Annotated in this window: 19 protein-coding genes; 15 read left to right on the top strand and 4 right to left on the bottom strand. The window is 64.4% G+C overall.

What is annotated here, in order from left to right; genetic code table 11:
* Positions 1 to 46: 46 nt before the first annotated feature.
* The 6 genes from hisB to ACX80V_RS10620 are packed head-to-tail and all read left to right on the top strand — an operon-like array spanning position 47 to position 4,630.
* Positions 47 to 673, top strand: coding sequence for an imidazoleglycerol-phosphate dehydratase HisB (gene hisB, locus ACX80V_RS10645; RefSeq protein WP_058932709.1), 627 nt, complete (start codon positions 47 to 49; stop codon positions 671 to 673).
* On the top strand, positions 670 to 1,401 hold the full coding sequence (gene hisH, locus ACX80V_RS10640; protein ID WP_485843102.1) for an imidazole glycerol phosphate synthase subunit HisH: 732 nt from the start codon (positions 670 to 672) through the stop codon (positions 1,399 to 1,401). Before hisB ends, hisH begins: the two co-directional genes overlap by 4 nt.
* A complete protein-coding gene (locus tag ACX80V_RS10635; RefSeq protein ID WP_167349814.1) occupies positions 1,402 to 1,560 on the top strand; it encodes a CG2302 family histidine operon protein in 159 nt (52 codons plus the stop codon).
* A 57-nt stretch (positions 1,561 to 1,617) separates the two neighbouring features.
* A complete protein-coding gene (gene priA / locus ACX80V_RS10630) occupies positions 1,618 to 2,364 on the top strand; it encodes a bifunctional 1-(5-phosphoribosyl)-5-((5-phosphoribosylamino)methylideneamino)imidazole-4-carboxamide isomerase/phosphoribosylanthranilate isomerase PriA (RefSeq protein WP_058929461.1) in 747 nt (248 codons plus the stop codon).
* 9 nt (positions 2,365 to 2,373) lie between these two features.
* Positions 2,374 to 3,270, top strand: coding sequence for an SseB family protein (locus ACX80V_RS10625; RefSeq protein ID WP_485843101.1), 897 nt, complete (start codon positions 2,374 to 2,376; stop codon positions 3,268 to 3,270).
* 55 nt (positions 3,271 to 3,325) lie between these two features.
* A complete protein-coding gene (locus tag ACX80V_RS10620) occupies positions 3,326 to 4,630 on the top strand; it encodes an MFS transporter (protein WP_485843100.1) in 1,305 nt (434 codons plus the stop codon).
* A gap of 155 nt (positions 4,631 to 4,785) precedes the next feature.
* On the opposite strand, the gene ACX80V_RS10615 is transcribed toward ACX80V_RS10620, so the two are convergent.
* Positions 4,786 to 5,172, bottom strand: a complete 387-nt coding sequence (locus tag ACX80V_RS10615) for a DUF1844 domain-containing protein (RefSeq protein WP_056342948.1) — start codon at positions 5,170 to 5,172, stop codon at positions 4,786 to 4,788.
* Positions 5,173 to 5,560: 388 nt separating this feature from the next.
* Between ACX80V_RS10615 and infC the strand changes: the two genes are divergently transcribed.
* The 4 genes from infC to ACX80V_RS10595 all read left to right on the top strand — a co-directional run bounded on the left by infC (position 5,561) and on the right by ACX80V_RS10595 (position 8,421).
* Positions 5,561 to 6,592, top strand: a complete 1,032-nt coding sequence (infC, locus tag ACX80V_RS10610) for a translation initiation factor IF-3 (protein ID WP_485843099.1) — start codon at positions 5,561 to 5,563, stop codon at positions 6,590 to 6,592.
* Positions 6,593 to 6,708: 116 nt separating this feature from the next.
* Positions 6,709 to 6,903: a 50S ribosomal protein L35 gene (rpmI, locus tag ACX80V_RS10605; RefSeq protein ID WP_009358635.1), complete on the top strand. Its 195-nt coding sequence runs from the start codon at positions 6,709 to 6,711 to the stop codon at positions 6,901 to 6,903.
* A gap of 119 nt (positions 6,904 to 7,022) precedes the next feature.
* Positions 7,023 to 7,478 carry a 50S ribosomal protein L20 gene (rplT, locus tag ACX80V_RS10600; RefSeq protein ID WP_056342954.1) on the top strand — a complete coding sequence of 152 codons (456 nt, stop codon included), beginning with the start codon at positions 7,023 to 7,025 and terminating at the stop codon, positions 7,476 to 7,478.
* A gap of 49 nt (positions 7,479 to 7,527) precedes the next feature.
* Positions 7,528 to 8,421, top strand: coding sequence for a TrmH family RNA methyltransferase (locus ACX80V_RS10595; RefSeq protein WP_058929456.1), 894 nt, complete (start codon positions 7,528 to 7,530; stop codon positions 8,419 to 8,421).
* 78 nt (positions 8,422 to 8,499) lie between these two features.
* Here the strand turns inward: ACX80V_RS10595 and ACX80V_RS10590 are convergent, their stop codons facing one another.
* On the bottom strand, positions 8,500 to 8,775 hold the full coding sequence (locus ACX80V_RS10590) for a GlsB/YeaQ/YmgE family stress response membrane protein (RefSeq protein ID WP_056342958.1): 276 nt from the start codon (positions 8,773 to 8,775) through the stop codon (positions 8,500 to 8,502).
* A 203-nt stretch (positions 8,776 to 8,978) separates the two neighbouring features.
* On the opposite strand from ACX80V_RS10590, the gene ACX80V_RS10585 reads away from it, so the two are divergent.
* Positions 8,979 to 9,983 carry a cation diffusion facilitator family transporter gene (locus ACX80V_RS10585; RefSeq protein WP_485843098.1) on the top strand — a complete coding sequence of 335 codons (1,005 nt, stop codon included), beginning with the start codon at positions 8,979 to 8,981 and terminating at the stop codon, positions 9,981 to 9,983.
* 59 nt (positions 9,984 to 10,042) lie between these two features.
* On the opposite strand, the gene ACX80V_RS10580 is transcribed toward ACX80V_RS10585, so the two are convergent.
* Complete coding sequence (locus ACX80V_RS10580) at positions 10,043 to 11,251, bottom strand: MFS transporter (protein WP_485843097.1); 1,209 nt, start codon at positions 11,249 to 11,251, stop codon at positions 10,043 to 10,045.
* A 68-nt stretch (positions 11,252 to 11,319) separates the two neighbouring features.
* On the opposite strand from ACX80V_RS10580, the gene ACX80V_RS10575 reads away from it, so the two are divergent.
* From ACX80V_RS10575 to ACX80V_RS10560, 4 genes are all read left to right on the top strand, one after another.
* Positions 11,320 to 11,772 carry a (deoxy)nucleoside triphosphate pyrophosphohydrolase gene (locus ACX80V_RS10575; protein WP_058929454.1) on the top strand — a complete coding sequence of 151 codons (453 nt, stop codon included), beginning with the start codon at positions 11,320 to 11,322 and terminating at the stop codon, positions 11,770 to 11,772.
* Positions 11,773 to 11,847: 75 nt separating this feature from the next.
* A complete protein-coding gene (locus ACX80V_RS10570) occupies positions 11,848 to 12,768 on the top strand; it encodes a methionine ABC transporter ATP-binding protein (RefSeq protein ID WP_485843205.1) in 921 nt (306 codons plus the stop codon).
* Positions 12,765 to 13,466 (top strand): methionine ABC transporter permease, encoded by a 702-nt coding sequence (locus ACX80V_RS10565; protein WP_485843096.1) that lies wholly within the window; start codon positions 12,765 to 12,767, stop codon positions 13,464 to 13,466. Before ACX80V_RS10570 ends, ACX80V_RS10565 begins: the two co-directional genes overlap by 4 nt.
* Before the next feature lie 69 nt (positions 13,467 to 13,535).
* A complete protein-coding gene (locus ACX80V_RS10560; protein ID WP_485843095.1) occupies positions 13,536 to 14,339 on the top strand; it encodes a MetQ/NlpA family ABC transporter substrate-binding protein in 804 nt (267 codons plus the stop codon).
* 10 nt (positions 14,340 to 14,349) lie between these two features.
* Here the strand turns inward: ACX80V_RS10560 and ACX80V_RS10555 are convergent, their stop codons facing one another.
* Entirely contained in the window at positions 14,350 to 15,477 is a 1,128-nt protein-coding gene (locus tag ACX80V_RS10555) for an Rv2578c family radical SAM protein (protein ID WP_485843094.1), read from the bottom strand.
* Positions 15,478 to 15,536 lie beyond the last annotated feature (59 nt).

Below are 15,536 nucleotides of genomic sequence, written 5' to 3'. Positions count from 1 at the left end.
CTCCTTCGCTTTCGCACCACTGACTTCGCCTAAAGGACATATGACCATGAGCTTCACCGGATCGAACGCTGCCGCGCCCCGGACCGCACGCATGGAGCGTGCCACCAGTGAATCGTCAGTGCTCGTGGAGATTAACCTCGACGGCACGGGCGTATCCGACATCGACACGTCTGTCCCGTTCTACGACCACATGCTGACGGCGCTCTGCAAGCACTCGCTCATTGACATGACGGTCAAAGCCACCGGTGACACCCACATTGACGTCCACCACACGGTGGAGGACGTCGCCATCACGTTCGGTGAAGTTCTGCGCACTGCCTTGGGAAACAAGGCCGGGATCCGCAGGTTCGGCGAGGCCACCGTGCCCCTCGACGAAGCCCTGGCGCACGCCGTCGTCGACGTCTCCGGCCGCCCCTACCTGGTGCACGGCGGCGAGCCTGCCGGGCAGGAGTACCACTTGATCGGCGGCCACTTCACGGGGTCATTGACCCGCCACGTCTTTGAGGCCATCACGCTTCATGCCGGCATCTGCCTCCACATGAATGTCATCGCGGGCCGCGACCCGCACCACATTGTGGAAGCGCAGTTCAAGGCCTTCGCCCGCGCCCTGCGTGCTGCGGTCGAACCCGATCCCCGCGTGGAGGGAATCCCCTCCACCAAGGGTGCCCTGTGAGCGGCCAAATTCTCCGGGACGGCGCCGTCATCGATCCGGCCGCCGGTAAAAGGCCCGTCTCGCCCGAAGGCAAGCCCACGGTCACTGTCCTGGATTACGGTTCGGGAAACGTCCGGTCCGCCGTGCGCGCCCTGGAGCGGGCAGGAGCCGAGGTCATCCTCAGCTCCAAGCCGGAGGACGTGCTTAATGCCGACGGCTTGGTAGTACCCGGCGTCGGCGCGTTCGAGACTGTCATGCGCGAGCTCAAGGCCGTGGACGGTATCCGGCTGATCGGCCGGCGCGTGGCCGGGGGCAGGCCGGTCCTGGCAATCTGCGTGGGCCTGCAGGTCCTGTTCGAGGCCGGAGTGGAGCACGGGACAGAAGCTGAAGGCATGGGGGAGTGGCCGGGCAAGGTGGAACTCCTTCCCGCCGACGTAGTGCCACACATGGGCTGGAACACGGTTGACGTTCCGGAAGGATCCAAACTCTTCGCCGGCGTCGCGGACCAGCGCTTCTACTTCGTCCACTCCTATGGTGTCCAGGACTGGAACTTCGACGTGATCCAGCCGCGGATGACTGCGCCGCTGGTGACCTGGTCAGAGCATGGCGCGCGCTTTATTGCCGCAGTGGAGAACGGACCGCTCTGCGCTACCCAGTTCCACCCGGAAAAATCCGGCGACGCCGGTGCACGGCTACTGCGCAACTGGGTGGACGGCCTTCGCAAACCAGCTGCCACGGACGCCGCCTAGATGTGGTCGATTGTCCTGATGGGCCTGGCCGGCCTTCTGGTGGGCGGCGCACTGTCCTTCAGGCAGCAGCACAAACCGCTCTGGACCCAGGTGGGCTTCTACGTCCTGGCCGGCATGGCGCTGCTGGCCGCGTACCTGCTGACGCTTCCTGGAACCTAGCCCACGCAACCCCCAGTTCCGCTTCCACGAGCAACCCAACACCCAAGAGGATTTGAGATGACCACCGCAACCGATCTGCCGGTTCTTGAACTGCTGCCCGCCGTTGACGTCGTAAACGGACAGGCCGTGCGGCTGGTCCAGGGGGAGGCCGGCAGCGAGACGAGCTACGGCACGCCCTTGGAGGCAGCCCTCAACTGGCAGGAGCAGGGTGCCGAATGGGTGCATCTCGTGGACCTTGACGCCGCGTTCGGCCGTGGCTCGAACGCCGAGCTGCTCCGTGAAGTGGTGGGCCGGCTTGACATCAAGGTGGAGCTTTCCGGTGGACTCAGGGACGACGAATCCCTCGAGGCGGCGCTGGCCCTCGGCGTTGCCCGCGTCAACCTCGGCACAGCGGCGCTGGAAAACCCCGAGTGGACCCGCAGTGCCATCGACCGCTTTGGCGACAGGATCGCCGTCGGCCTCGATGTCCGCGGAACCACGCTGGCAGGCCGCGGCTGGACCAAAGAAGGCGGCGACCTCTGGGAGGTCCTGGGTCGGCTCGAAGAAGCCGGGTGCTCCCGGTACGTTGTCACTGACGTTACGAAAGACGGCACACTGCAGGGTCCCAACGTTGAACTCCTGCGCCAGATGGTGGAGAAGACCGGCAAACCGGTGGTCGCCTCCGGCGGCATCTCCAGCCTTGACGACTTGAAAGTGCTGCGCTCCCTGGTGCCGCTGGGCGTGGAAGGCGCGATTGTGGGCAAGGCGCTGTACGCCGGTGCCTTCACACTCCCCGAAGCCCTCGACGTCGCCGGACGCCGCTAGGCAGTTTCCGTGGACAGCACGCACAACGCCGATCCGGCAGCGGAATCGCCGCCGCCGCGCCATCTGCCCGGACACATTGCGGCGGCTTTGGCGGGCGCGGGCGGGCGGACTGACTCGGCCGGCCAGCCGTGGGAAGGCCGGAGCCTCGCCGGGGACGACGGCAGGATCCACAACTTCGAGGACGACGACGGAACGGCCGACGCCGGCTACCTCGCCGCCGTCGCGGCCCTGGTTGACGGCAACGGCGACGAAGCGGCTGTGGTGGCCTCGCTGGCCACCGCCCGAGTCTTTATCCCGATCATCGCCCAGCTCGGCGAGGAAGCGGCCGGCGTCGACGGCCTGACGTCGGACAAGCAGGCGGACATGGCGCTGGTCACCCTGAAGGCCGCCGACGGCCGGACGGCCATGCCGGCCTTCAGCTCGGCGAATGCCTTGGCTGCCTGGCACCCCGAAGCCCGGCCGGTGGCGGTATACGCCGCCAGGGCTGCCCTCTCAGCCGTGGCCGAGGGGGCCGAGCTACTGGTGCTCGATCCGGGCTCGGAGGTCACGTTCGTGGTCCGGCGGCCCGCCGTCTGGGCGCTGGCCCAACAACGGGAGTGGATCCCTTCCTACACAGATGCGGCGTTGGCAGCCGAGATGGCTGAGGCAACGGCTGCCTTCCCTGCGGTGCGCAAGCTTGCCCTCCTCCCGGGTTCCGGCGTCGCCGTCCTCTCCGGTACGGGTGCCAGGCTCTCCGGGGGCGGTGCCGGGCCGGAACTTCAGGTGCTGCTCCACCTTGAGGATGGGTTGGACGCTCCGGCAGTCCAGGACCTGGTGTCCGCGCTCCAGCAGGCATGGTCCCGGAATGTATTGTTTGGAGAGCGTGTTGACTCGATCGAAATCAAGTTGCGGCGCGCAGCACAATAGCTGACGGTTGGCGCGGAGATCCCGGGCTGCCGCGGGCAGACCCAAAGGATTTTCCGTGAACTTCGCTCTTTACCGGGAGCTGCTGGCCCACCGGCCCATCCGGCGGCTGCTGCTGGTCGGCATGATCGCCCGCATCCCCCACTCGGCGGCAGGCATGCTGCTGACCCTGCACATCGTGCTGACCCTGGACCAGGGCTACGCAGCGGCCGGTGCCGCAGCGGCTGTTATGACCATTGGCATTGCCGTTGGCGCACCATGGCGCGGCCGGCGCGTGGACACAGTTGGCCTGCGCCGGGCGCTGATTCCCTCAGTGGTGTCAGAGGCCCTCATCTGGTCCGTGGTGCCGCACGTGTCCTACCAGTGGCTGCTTCCGCTGGTGTTCGTCGGCGGCCTGCTGACGTTGCCGATCTTTAGTGTGATCCGCCAGTCTCTGGGCGTCCTCGCGGACGGCGACCAGCGGCGGACCGCTTTTGCGCTGGACTCGATCGCCACGGAGATGGTGTTTATGATCGGGCCTGCCGCCGGAGCCGTTGTGGCCACCAGCGGCTTCACCGTTCTGGGACTCACCGTGGTGGGCGTTTCCACGTCACTGGCCGGATTGTTCCTCATGTGGTTTAACCCGCCTACTCGAAGTGCCACGCAGACTGAGGAGTGCCAGGCAGACCAGCGCCACGCCGCGGAAGTGGCTGTGGTTTCCGCCGCACCGGCACACCTCCAGGAAGCAGCGGCAGACCTCGTCCCGGCAGGGGCAGAACGCACCCGCAGCGGGCCGGCGGGGCTGCGCGGCAAGGTGGCCCACAACTTCGCCTGGCTCACGGCCACTGTAGCGGCCGTATTCGCAGTGGCAGCTGGAACCGGCATGGTGCTCAGCGGCACGGACGTTGGCATTGTTGCTGCCCTGGAAACAGGCGGGCACCAGGGCGAAATCGGCATTGTGTTCCTCTTTTGGTGCGCCGCATCGGTGGTCGGTGGACTGGTCTACGGGGCCATGCACCGTCCAGTTTCGCCGATCCTGCTGCTGCTGGGGATGGCGGCCCTGACTATCCCGATGGGCTTCGCCCAGGACACCTGGACGCTGGCCTTCGTCTCGATCCTTCCGGGACTGTTGTGCGCCCCCGTACTGTCGGCCGCCTCCGAACACGTGGCAGACCTGGTGGCGGAGGACCGCCGCGGCGAGGCGATGGGCTGGTACGGCTCTGCACTTACTGCCGGGGTGGCGCTCGGGGCGCCCCTTGCCGGGATTTTCATCGACGGGATGGGACCATCCGGCGGATTTGTCTCCGTGGGCGTGGCCGGCGTTCTGTTCTGCCTGGTGGGACTGCTGCTCCAGGCCCACCGACGCCGGCGCGCCGCCGTCTGAACCCGGCCTCCAGAGTTTTTGTCCAGATATTCCGCCTTTTCAGGTGCGGAAGTCCCGTTATCTGGACAAAAACTAAGTGAAACACGACGGCGGCGGAGGGTCCGTGTGGACCGTCCGCCGCCGTCGTCGTACTTTGTGAAGTTTGCTGTTTGGGTCTAGTTGACGGCGCCGGTGTACTTCTCGCCCGGGCCCTTGCCCGGGGCATCCGGGATGATGGACTCCTCGCGGAACGCGAGCTGCAGGGAACGCAGGCCATCGCGCAACGGGCCGGCGTGCTGGGATCCGATTTCGGGGGCCGCTGAGGTCACCAGTCCGGCAAGGGCGGTGATGAGCTTGCGGGCCTCGTCCAGGTCCTTGAGTTCCTCCGCATTGTCCTCGGCGGCGAGGCCCAGCTTGACCGCGGCTGCGCTCATCAGGTGCACTGCGGCCGTGGTGATGACCTCGATGGCCGGCACCTCCGAGATATCGCGGATTTGCTGGGTCACGTCAGCCTTGGCGGCCGGGGCCTCGAAAACGTGTGAATTACTGTCTGGGGTGCTCATACTGGTAAGCTTGTCACAGACCGACTGGATGTCGTTATTTCGCTGTGGAAGGTCCCACCGACGCTTTGCTGCGTGAGGAGGGATTTTTTCTGTAGAATGACATGCAGTTTGCAAGCGGAGTTCTCTCCCACCCGCGTCAGCCGTTTTCCCGCCGGAAGCAATTCCTGAGGAAGCAAGGTTGCCGGGTACCGGTCGGACAGTTCCTTCAGGCATTGAGCCTAGGGGAAGTGCGCACTGCCTCTGCTGAGGCCAGTGCATCCGATCATCGAGGCCTTCGATTGCTCCGGCAATTGGGGGCCTTCTCTATTTGCCGGTGGAATACCACATCAATCACAGGAGCTTTAACATTAGCGAGCCAAGAATCAATGAGCGTATCCGCGTCCCCGAGGTGCGGTTGGTCGGTCCTGCAGGTGAACAGGTAGGAATCGTCCGTATTGACGATGCCCTGCGTTTGGCTGCCGAGTCTGATCTTGATCTCGTTGAAGTTGCACCTCAGGCCAAGCCTCCGGTGTGCAAGCTGATGGACTTCGGCAAGTACAAGTACGAGGCCGCCGTCAAGGCACGTGAAGCACGGAAGAACCAGACCAACACTGTTCTGAAGGAAATCCGCTTCCGCCTCAAGATTGACACCCACGACTACGAGACCAAGCGCGGCCATGCACTGCGCTTCCTCGGTGCCGGTGACAAGGTCAAGGCCATGATCCAGTTCCGCGGCCGTGAGCAGCAGCGTCCGGAAATGGGCATCCGCCTGCTCCAGCGCTTCGCTGACGATGTCGCCGAAGTGGGTGTTGTGGAGTCCAGCCCCCGTATCGATGGCCGCAACATGGTCATGGTTGTGGGCCCGCTGAAGAACAAGGCCGAAGCCAAGGCTGAGGCACGCCGCGCATCGCAGCGTGCAGAGGCCAAGGCGCAGAACGAAGCGAAAGCTACGGGTGGCGGCCGCATCGACGTCTCCGGCGACGACCAGGCACCGCTCACGCAGTCGCTGGCTGACCTTCTTCCGGAAGGTTTCGCCATCACCACGGAGCCGGAAACCGAAGCTCCGGCACAGCTTGAAGCACCTGAGGCGCCTGCTGAAGCCGCTCCGGAAGCCGAAGCCCCTGTCGAGGAAGCGCCGGCGAAGGAAGCTCCCGTCAAGGAAGCCGCCGCCAAGGCAGCACCCGTGAAGGAAGCCGCCGTCCAGGAGGCGCCCAAGCAGGCTGCCCCGAGGGCCGCCGCTCCCAAGCGTGAGGCTCCCAAGGCAGCCCCGGCACCCGTCAAGGCTCCTGTCGCTGCCAAGCCCGCCGAAGCTGCGGCTCCGGCAGCTCCGAGGCCTCCGGTGCCGATGCCTAGGCCGATCGCCCGGCCGGCAGCGCCGAAGCCTGCTGCAAGGCCTGCCCCCAAGGCAGCTCCGAAGCCGGCTGGCAAGAAGACTACCTAGTTCAAAACTGCGGGAGGTTATCCTCCTGCAGTACGCAACCAGCATGCCGCCTGCAGGGGCGGCTGCTCGAAAGAACTGCAGACAATGTCTGTGGACACGTAAGGAGATCGGTTCCCATGCCGAAGATGAAGACCCACAGTGGTGCTAAGAAGCGCTTCAAGCTGACCGGCAGCGGCAAGCTGCGCCGCCAGCAGGCCAACCGCCGCCACTACCTTGAGCACAAGTCCTCCAGGCTGACTCGTCGCCTCGCCGGCGACAAGATTGTCTTCAAGGGTGACGCTAAGGTCATCCGGAAGATGCTCGGCATCTAAGTTCCAAGTTCTCTGACTGATGCCACCTGGCAGCAGTCAACTACCAAAAAGGCTTCTCAGGCCAGCCGGTTGTTCCGGCAGTAGATGCTTGGGATCAGAATTTTCGAAGGAGTACGCACGTGGCACGTGTGAAGAGGGCGGTCAACGCCCACAAGAAGCGCCGGGTTATCCTTGAACGCGCAAAGGGCTACCGTGGACAGCGTTCACGCCTGTACCGCAAGGCTAAAGAGCAGCTGCTGCACTCGTTTGTGTACAGCTACGGCGACCGCAAGAAGAAGAAGGGCGACTTCCGCCGCCTGTGGATCCAGCGCATCAATGCTGCATCCCGCGCCAACGGCCTGACTTACAACCGTTTGATCCAGGGCCTGAAGGCCGCTGAGGTCGAGGTTGACCGCCGTATGCTTGCTGAGCTGGCCGTTTCGGATGCGAACGCATTCGCCGCGCTGGTGAAGATCGCCAAGGATTCCCTGCCTGCCGACACGTCCGCTCCGGCCGTCGAAGCCGCAGCCCCCAAGGCTGCCAAGGCACCCAAGGCCAAGGCTGCAAAGCCTGCCGCTGACGTGGCTGCCAAGTAGCACCCACGCCAGTTCGAGGACTGGTGGCTGAAGCCACTAAGGTTCTTATATGAACGAAACCGGGCGCCCGCAAGACTTTCCACTCTCCAACCCCCGAGCTGATCGGGTGAGGAAGGTGGCACAGCTTGCCGGGCGCCCGGCCCGTTTAAAGCGCAGCGAGTTTCTGGCGGAGGGTCCCCAAGCTGTCCGTGAGGCCCTCACCCTGCACCAGAAAAGGATTGCAGCGGGCGAGCCCGGCGTCGTCTATGAGGTGTACGCGAGCGAGGCCTGCCTCGACCGGCACCCGGACCTGGAGGCTCTCGCGGAGGGCATTGACGCATACCTCACTACCGACGAAGTGCTGGCCGCGATGGCGGACACGGTTACCCCGCAGGGCATTCTCGCGGTCTGCGGTTTCCTGGACGTGAGCCTTGAGCAGGTCCTCGACGCCGGCCCTCGGCTGCTTGCAGTGCTGTGTCAGGTCCGGGACCCCGGCAACGCCGGCACTGTACTCCGGGCTGCTGACGCGGCCGGGGCGGACGCCGTCATCCTGACCTCTTCCAGCGTTGACATCTATAACCCCAAGGCCGTCCGTTCCACCGCCGGTTCCCTGTTCCATCTGCCCGTGGTCCTGGGTGCCGATATCGCGGAAGTGGCAGCCGCCTGCCGTGCGCGGGGGATTGGCATACTGGCCGCTGACGGTGACGGTGACGTCAACCTGGATACGCTCCAGGACGAAAACGCCGCCCGCCGGATCGCAGGCCCTGGCGTCGAATCGCTGTTTGCCCTGGAGGGTCCCACAGCGTGGCTGTTCGGAAACGAAGCGCAGGGGCTCGCCGAAGATGAACTGGCCTTGGCCGATCACCGGGTGGCCGTGCCGGTTTACGGCGCAGCCGAAAGCTTGAACCTCGGCACGGCGGCAACGGTGTGCCTCTACGCGAGTGCCAGGTCCCAGAAAGCGTGACTGAATACGTGACTTAAAAGGCAGGGCCCCGGAAGTTCTCCGGGGCCCTTGCTGTATGAATCAGATGAGGTAGGGGTATCAGGGCGCCCGTGTGCTCTTGCTGCGTCCTGTGATGGCGCCGTAGACGCCGGCAACTACCAGGCCGCCTACGATGGCCAGGATCCAGGTACCCAGATCAAAGAAGGCAAGGTCACCCTTGCCGAACAGGAGGCTGCCAATCCAGCCGCCTACAATCGCGCCGACAACGCCGAGCACGAGACTCGTCACCCAGCCGCCGCCGACTTTGCCCGGCATAACGGCTTTAACGATGGCCCCTACGATGAGGCCGAGAATAATCCAAGCAAGAAAACCCATGTCTCCTCCTTCATATTCGTCGGGATTGAACGTCCCGATTAGTGTTCAAGCTAACATACGGCCCCTCCGATGTCAGCAGGCTTAGTGCATGTCAGAAGTGCGTCTTCTGCACCCGAAAAGGTACGGTATTCGTGGGCGGAGCCGACTGCGGCACCGCGAATATCCCTGCTTGTTCTTGAAACCTGTGAAGAGGAAAAGCCTCCGTGGCTGCAAATGGCGGTACCAAGGCGATCGTCGCGGCCCTAGCCGCAAACCTGACCATCGCCGTCCTGAAATTCGTGGCCTTTTTTCTGACGGCTTCCTCGTCGATGCTGGCCGAAGCCATCCACTCGATTGCCGACTCCGGCAATCAACTGCTGCTCCTGATCGGCGGCAAGCGCGCCAGGAAGGCAGCTAGCCCGGAGCACCCGTTCGGGTATGGCCGTGAACGCTACATTTACGCCTTTATCGTCTCGATCGTGCTCTTCAGCGTGGGCGGGCTTTTTGCACTGTTCGAAGCGTGGGAGAAGCTGCAGCACCCGCACGCCATCGAAGGCGACTTCTGGTGGGTTCCTTTGGCGGTGCTGATCGGCGCCATTGTTGCTGAGTCTTTCTCGTTCCGGACGGCCATCATCGAATCCAACCACGTCCGCGGCAAGCAGGGCTGGGTGAGTTTTGTGCGCACGGCCAAGCAGCCGGAGCTGCCGGTCATCCTGCTGGAAGACCTCGGGGCGCTTCTTGGCCTTGTGTTCGCGCTCGTGGGTGTGAGCATGACCCTCGTCACCGGCAACGGGATCTGGGACGCCGCGGGTACCGGCATGATCGGCCTGCTGCTCGTGGCCATCGCCGTGGTGCTGGCTATCGAAACCAAGTCCCTGCTGCTGGGCGAGTCCGCCACCAGGGATGACGTGGCCCGCATCAGTGAGGCCATCGAGGCTGGGGGATACAACCGGATTATCCACCTCAAGACCCTTCACCTCGGACCGGAGGAGCTGCTGGTGGCCGCCAAGATCTCCGTGGGTGCCGCAGAAACCGGCCGGGACATCGCCGCCGCGATTGATGGTGCCGAGTCCCGAATCCGCACGGCCGTTCCGATGGCCCGGGTGATCTACCTCGAACCGGATCTGCACCGCGAGGACAGTCGCACGGACGAAGTCCCAGGCGCCGGTCAGGTTGCCAATGCCGGCCAGCTAGCCGCGGAGGCCGGGGCTCAGGACGCGCAGGCCTGACGTTCCTTCCTCAGCGCACCGAATGCTTCGGTGAAGCCGCTGCCCGCCCGTTCCCAGGATCAGGCGGCCAGCGGCTTTTTGCGTTCCAGGACGCCGCTGGTCAGCGCGATGCCAAAGCCCAGGACTGCCAACACGGCGCCCACGAGCGCGGGTGCCACGAAGCCCCAGCCCCAGGCGATCACTAGGCCGCCCAGGAAGGCGCCTAGGGCATTGGCAACGTTAAGCGCGGCGTGGTTCAGCGAAGAAGCCAGGGAGGGGGCGTCCGGCGACGCATCCAACAAACGGGTCTGCAGGGCCGGGATCAGCATGGAGCCGGACGCTCCCACCACAAAAACCATCACCAGGGCTGACCAGGGCCAGTGCACAGCCACCGCGTAGACCACCAGTGCGACGGCGATCCCGGGCAGGACCCAGTACAGCGTCCCCATCACGGACTTGTCGGCCAGCCTGCCGCCGACGACTGTTCCGGCCACCATGCCCAGTCCGTAGAGTGCCACCACAATGGGCAACAGCGATCCCGGAATCCCGGCCACCAGGGTCATGGTGTGCGCAATGTAGGTGTAGGTCGCGAAGAAGCCACCAAAACCCACGATGCCGATCAGGATGGCCAGCCACACCTGGAGCCGCTTGAGCGCACCGAGTTCGCGGTGGATGCTCGCGTCAGGATGGGGGGCCTGGTATGGGACATAGCGCCACAGCAGCACCAGTGTCAGCATGCCAATGCCTCCTACGAGGAGGAACAGCAGCCGCCAGCCGAAGGTCTGGCCCACCCAGGTGGCCGCGGGCACGCCGATAACGTTCGAAACGGAGAGGCCCGCCATCACCATGGAGATGGCCCAACCCCGACGCGTGGGGGAAACCAGAGAGGCGGCGATCACAGCCGCGACCCCGAAGAATGCACCGTGCGGCAGCCCGGCCGCAAACCGGGAAACCAGCATGCTCCCGTAATCGGGAGCAACATAGGACGTCAGGTTGGCCAGCGTGAAGAACAGCATGAGGCCCAGTGCGAGGTATTTGCGTGGCAGTTTGGCACCGACTGCGGCGAGCAGCGGCGCGCCCACCACAACTCCGAGGGCGTAGGCGGAAATGAGGTGTCCGGCCTCCGGGGTGCTGATGCCGAGTCCTTGTTCCACCTCTTTCAGCAGGCCCATCATGGTGAACTCCGTGACACCGATTCCGACGCCGCCCATTGCCAGTGCGAAAATCGCTGCGCCAACGTGTGGAGACTTCGTCTTGGATGCGGTGGAGGTTTGGACGACGCTGCTCATGGGCCTGCTTTTCAAAGGGGGATGCTGGGGGAGGGTCCGCAAACCATTCTCCCTCATAGACTGGGGCGGTGAGTGGACTGATACAGGTAGTTGGCGGAGCAATAGTGGACTCGTTGGCGAACCCTGCCCGCATGCTGGTGGCCAGGCGGACTGCTCCCGAGCAGTTCGCTGGGCTCTGGGAATTTCCCGGCGGGAAAGTGGACGCCGGGGAGGAATGCGAGGCCGCGCTGCACCGGGAACTCAGGGAAGAACTGGGCGTAGAGGTCCGTCTGGGGCCGGAACTCCCCTCCGGGGCGGCAGCTGGCTGGCGGCTGAACGAGCGGGCCAGCATGCGGGTGTGGTTCGCGGAGATTTCCGACGGAGATCCCCAGCCGCTCGAAGACCATGACCAGCTGAGATGGATCAGCACCACGAATCGTGATGAAGCTCTCAGTCTTCCGTGGATCCCCGCCGACTTCCCGATTGTCCGGGCACTTCTTGAATCACTGGGCACGCCTGTGGGCTCAGCCCCTCTTCGCTGAATTTTGGGACGCCCCGACGCCCCGAAATGCGGCTTATGTTCGGATTTGGGCCCGGTTTTGTGAGTTGGCAGAACGCTGCACGATGTCTCACTGACCGTCCGCCACGGTGAGATCTTCGGCGTGGTGGGCCAGAGCGGTGCCGGCAAGAGCACCCTGATCCGCGCCATCAATTCGCTGGAGCGTCCCGATACCGGCAACGTCACCGTTGACGGCCGTGAGATGACCACCCTGGAAGGGGCGGAACTTCGCGCGGCCCGGCACAACATCGGCATGATTTTCCAGCACTTCAACCTGCTCAGCAGCCGCACGGTCCAGGCGAACGTGGAGCTGTCACTGGAAATCACCGGTGCCAGCCGCGGGCAACGCCGTACGCGTGCGCTGGAAATCCTGGAGCTTGTAGGCCTTCACGGAAAGGCCTCCGCCTATCCCGCGCAGCTGTCCGGCGGCCAGAAGCAGCGCGTGGGCATCGCCCGCGCCCTGGCGTCCAGCCCGTCGGTCCTGCTCCGTGATGAGGCCACCTCGGCCCTGGACCCTGAAACAACGATGCAGATCCTGGACCTGATCCGGCAGCTCAGCAATGACCTCGGATTGACGGTGCTGCTGATCACCCACGAAATGGACGTTGTGAAGCGGATCTGCGACTCCGCCGCGGTGATGAGCCAGGGACAAATCCTGGAGCAGGGATCGGTGGAGCAGTTGCTGACTACGGAAAAGTCCCTGCTCGGCCACGCGCTGTTTCCCCTCGGTGAGATCCCCGAAACCACGAACACCATTGTGGAGATCACCTTCACCGGTGTGACCGCGGACCGCCCTGTCATCGCCCAGCTGGCGCGCACACACGGCATCGACGTCGGCATCCTCGGCGCCGCGCTCGAAACGATCCACGGACACCAGACCGGCCGGACCAGGCTGGAACTCCCGGGCGAGAGGCACGTCGTGGACGCGGCCATAGCCGACCTTAGGTCGCAGGGACTTTTTGTGGAGGTAGTCAAGTGATTGACCGCAATGATCCGTACTTCTGGGCCGACTGGTTTGAGACGATCCTCAAGGGCACCGGGGAAACTTTCTACACCGTGGGCGTGAGCCTGCTGTTCACCGTCCTGTTCGGGCTGGCCGCCGGTGTGCTGCTGGTGACCACGGAATCCGGCGGACTGCTGTCCCGGCCGTTTGGCAGCCGGGCGCTGGGCCTCGTGCTGAACCGGGTCCGGGACCTGCTGGTGAACATTGGACGCTCCATTCCATTCATCATCCTGATGATCCTGCTGATCCCGTTCACACGGCTCATCGCCGGGTCCTTCATTGGCCCCACAGCAGCGATCGTCCCCTTGACGATTGCCGGCATCCCGTTCTTCGCCAGACTGGTGGAAATAGGCATCCGCGAGGTTCCCGTTGGACTGGTGGAGGCTGCCCAGTCGCTGGGCGCCACCCGCTGGACCATCCTGACCAAGGTCATGATTGCGGAGGCAGTGCCTGCCCTGGCGCTCGGACTTTCCACCACGGTGGTCGGACTGATCGGCTACTCTGCCATGGTCGGGGCCGTGGGCGGCGGAGGCCTGGGAGACGTTGCCTTCCGTTACGGCTACCAGCGCTACAGCCCCGAATACATGTTCGGCGTTGTCATCCTGCTTATCATGCTTGTCCAGATCTTCCAGTCCCTGGGGAACTTCGCCGCACGCAGGCTTTCCCACCGCTGACCACAGCACCCTGTATTCCCTCAGTGACGCATCCCCAAATCACCCGGCACCATCCTGTAAGAGATCCCCATGATCCGAACACATGTCCTCAAAGCAGCCGCCGCAGGTATCGCAGCCATCCTGGCTCTGTCCGCCTGCGGTTCCAGCAGCTCCTCTGATGCGTCCAGCACCATCAAGGTGGGCGCCCTCGCCGTCCCCGCCGGGGACATGGTCAAGCACGTCCAGCGCGAGCTTGCAGCGGCGGAAGGCCTGACGGTCGAGTACAAGGAGTTCAGCGACTACAACACGCCGAACCCCGCCGTCAGCGACGGTGACATTGATGCCAACCTCTTCCAGAACACCACGTTCCTGGAGACCTACAACAAGGCCTCCGGCAAAAACCTGGTCAGCGTCGGCAAGGTCTACCTGCCGCCGATGGCCCTGTACTCGAACGACATCGCCGAGTTGCAGGACCTGCCCGACGGCGCCAGCATCGCCATCCCGAACGATCCCACCAACGAGTCCCGGGCCCTCAAGCTGCTTGCCTCCAAGGGCCTGATCGAGGTGACCGAGAACCCCATCGCGCTCAAGGATGTCACGGCCAACCCGAAGAACATCCAGTTCACCGAGATTGAGAACGCCAGCCTCCCGCAGGCCCTCAACGACAAGGACGCCGCCATTGTGACCCTGGCGTTCGCACTGCCTGCCGGATTGAGCGCGGACAAGCAGCTGCTGGTGGAAGGCAAAGACAGTGCCTACTACAACGTGCTGGCGGTCAAAGCCGAGATGAAGGACGATCCCCGGGTCCAGAAGCTCTACAAGATCCTGACCTCGCAGGACATGAAGGACTTCCTGCAGGAGAAATACAAGGGCCTGGTCATTCCGGCCAGCTAGGAATCCTTCCCTAGAACAGGGTGGGCTGCTGACGCGGCCCGGCGGCGGCCGGCTGGGACTCCCCAGCCGGCCGTTCCTGTATGCCGACGCCGGTAGACGGGATACTCCCCGCCGGATACTGGGCTTCCTCGCCACGGGGATCGTCTTCGAGGTCACGGTGGCTGAAGCCGTGGCCGCTGGTGAAGCCGTGCCGGTGCTTGAAATGGCGCACCTTTGCGGCGAGCCAGGTGCGGTATTCCTTGGACGCGTAGGACCCTGTGCCATAGAGGCGCCGGTAGCGGCCAGCCAGTTCCGGATGGTTCTTGGCAATCCACTGCATAAACCACTCGCGTGTTCCCGGCTTCAGGTAGAGGGCGCCCGCTGTGACGCCGGTGGCGCCGGCCGCGGCCAACGCAGCGAACAGGGAATCGAGGGCTTCATCGCTGTCTGAGAGCCACGGCAGGATGGGCATCGCCATAACACCGCAGGGGAGCCCGGCATCGCGTAAGCGGGAGACCAGCTTCAGCCGCGCCCGAGGCCCTGGCGTGCCTGGTTCCACGGCTTCCGAGAGTGCCTCATCCGTCATGGCCAGGGAGATGCCCACCCCTACCGGCACCTGGGCGGCAGCACGCTTCAGGAGCGGAATGTCCCGGGCCAGCAGCGTCCCCTTCGTGAGGATGGACAACGGCGTGCCTGAGTCAGCCAGCGCCGTGATGATTCCCGGCATCAGCGCGTAGCGTCCCTCGGCCCGCTGGTAGGGGTCCGTGTTGGTGCCAAGCGCCACCTGGTGACGGCCCCAGGACGGTTTGGCCAGCTCCTTCCGGAGGACTTCGGCCGCATTGACCTTGACCACCACCTGGCTGTCGAAATCCAGTCCGGCGTCAAAGTCGAGATACGTGTGGCTCTTGCGCGCAAAACAGTAAACACAGGCATGGCTGCAGCCGCGGTATGGGTTCACAGTCCACTCAAACGGCATCCGCGACCCGGCCACCACCTTATTGAGCACCGATTTGGCGGTGACCTCATGGAAGGTGATGCCAGCGAATTCGGGGGTGGTCACAGAACGGACCAACCCGGCAAGGGGGAGCAGGGCGGGTGATGGGCCACTTCCGAGGTCATCGGCGGGCCGGGGCATCAGCGCTTGTGCATCCCATCTCATGTCCTCCATTCGAATGTATGTTCGAACTTAAGTCAAGGACAGGACGCCGCGGAAGTCCG

The organism is Pseudarthrobacter arbutini (assembly GCF_054510915.1).
Note: the sequence above shows the minus strand (reverse complement) of the source record. Positions and strands in the feature narration are given on the sequence as shown.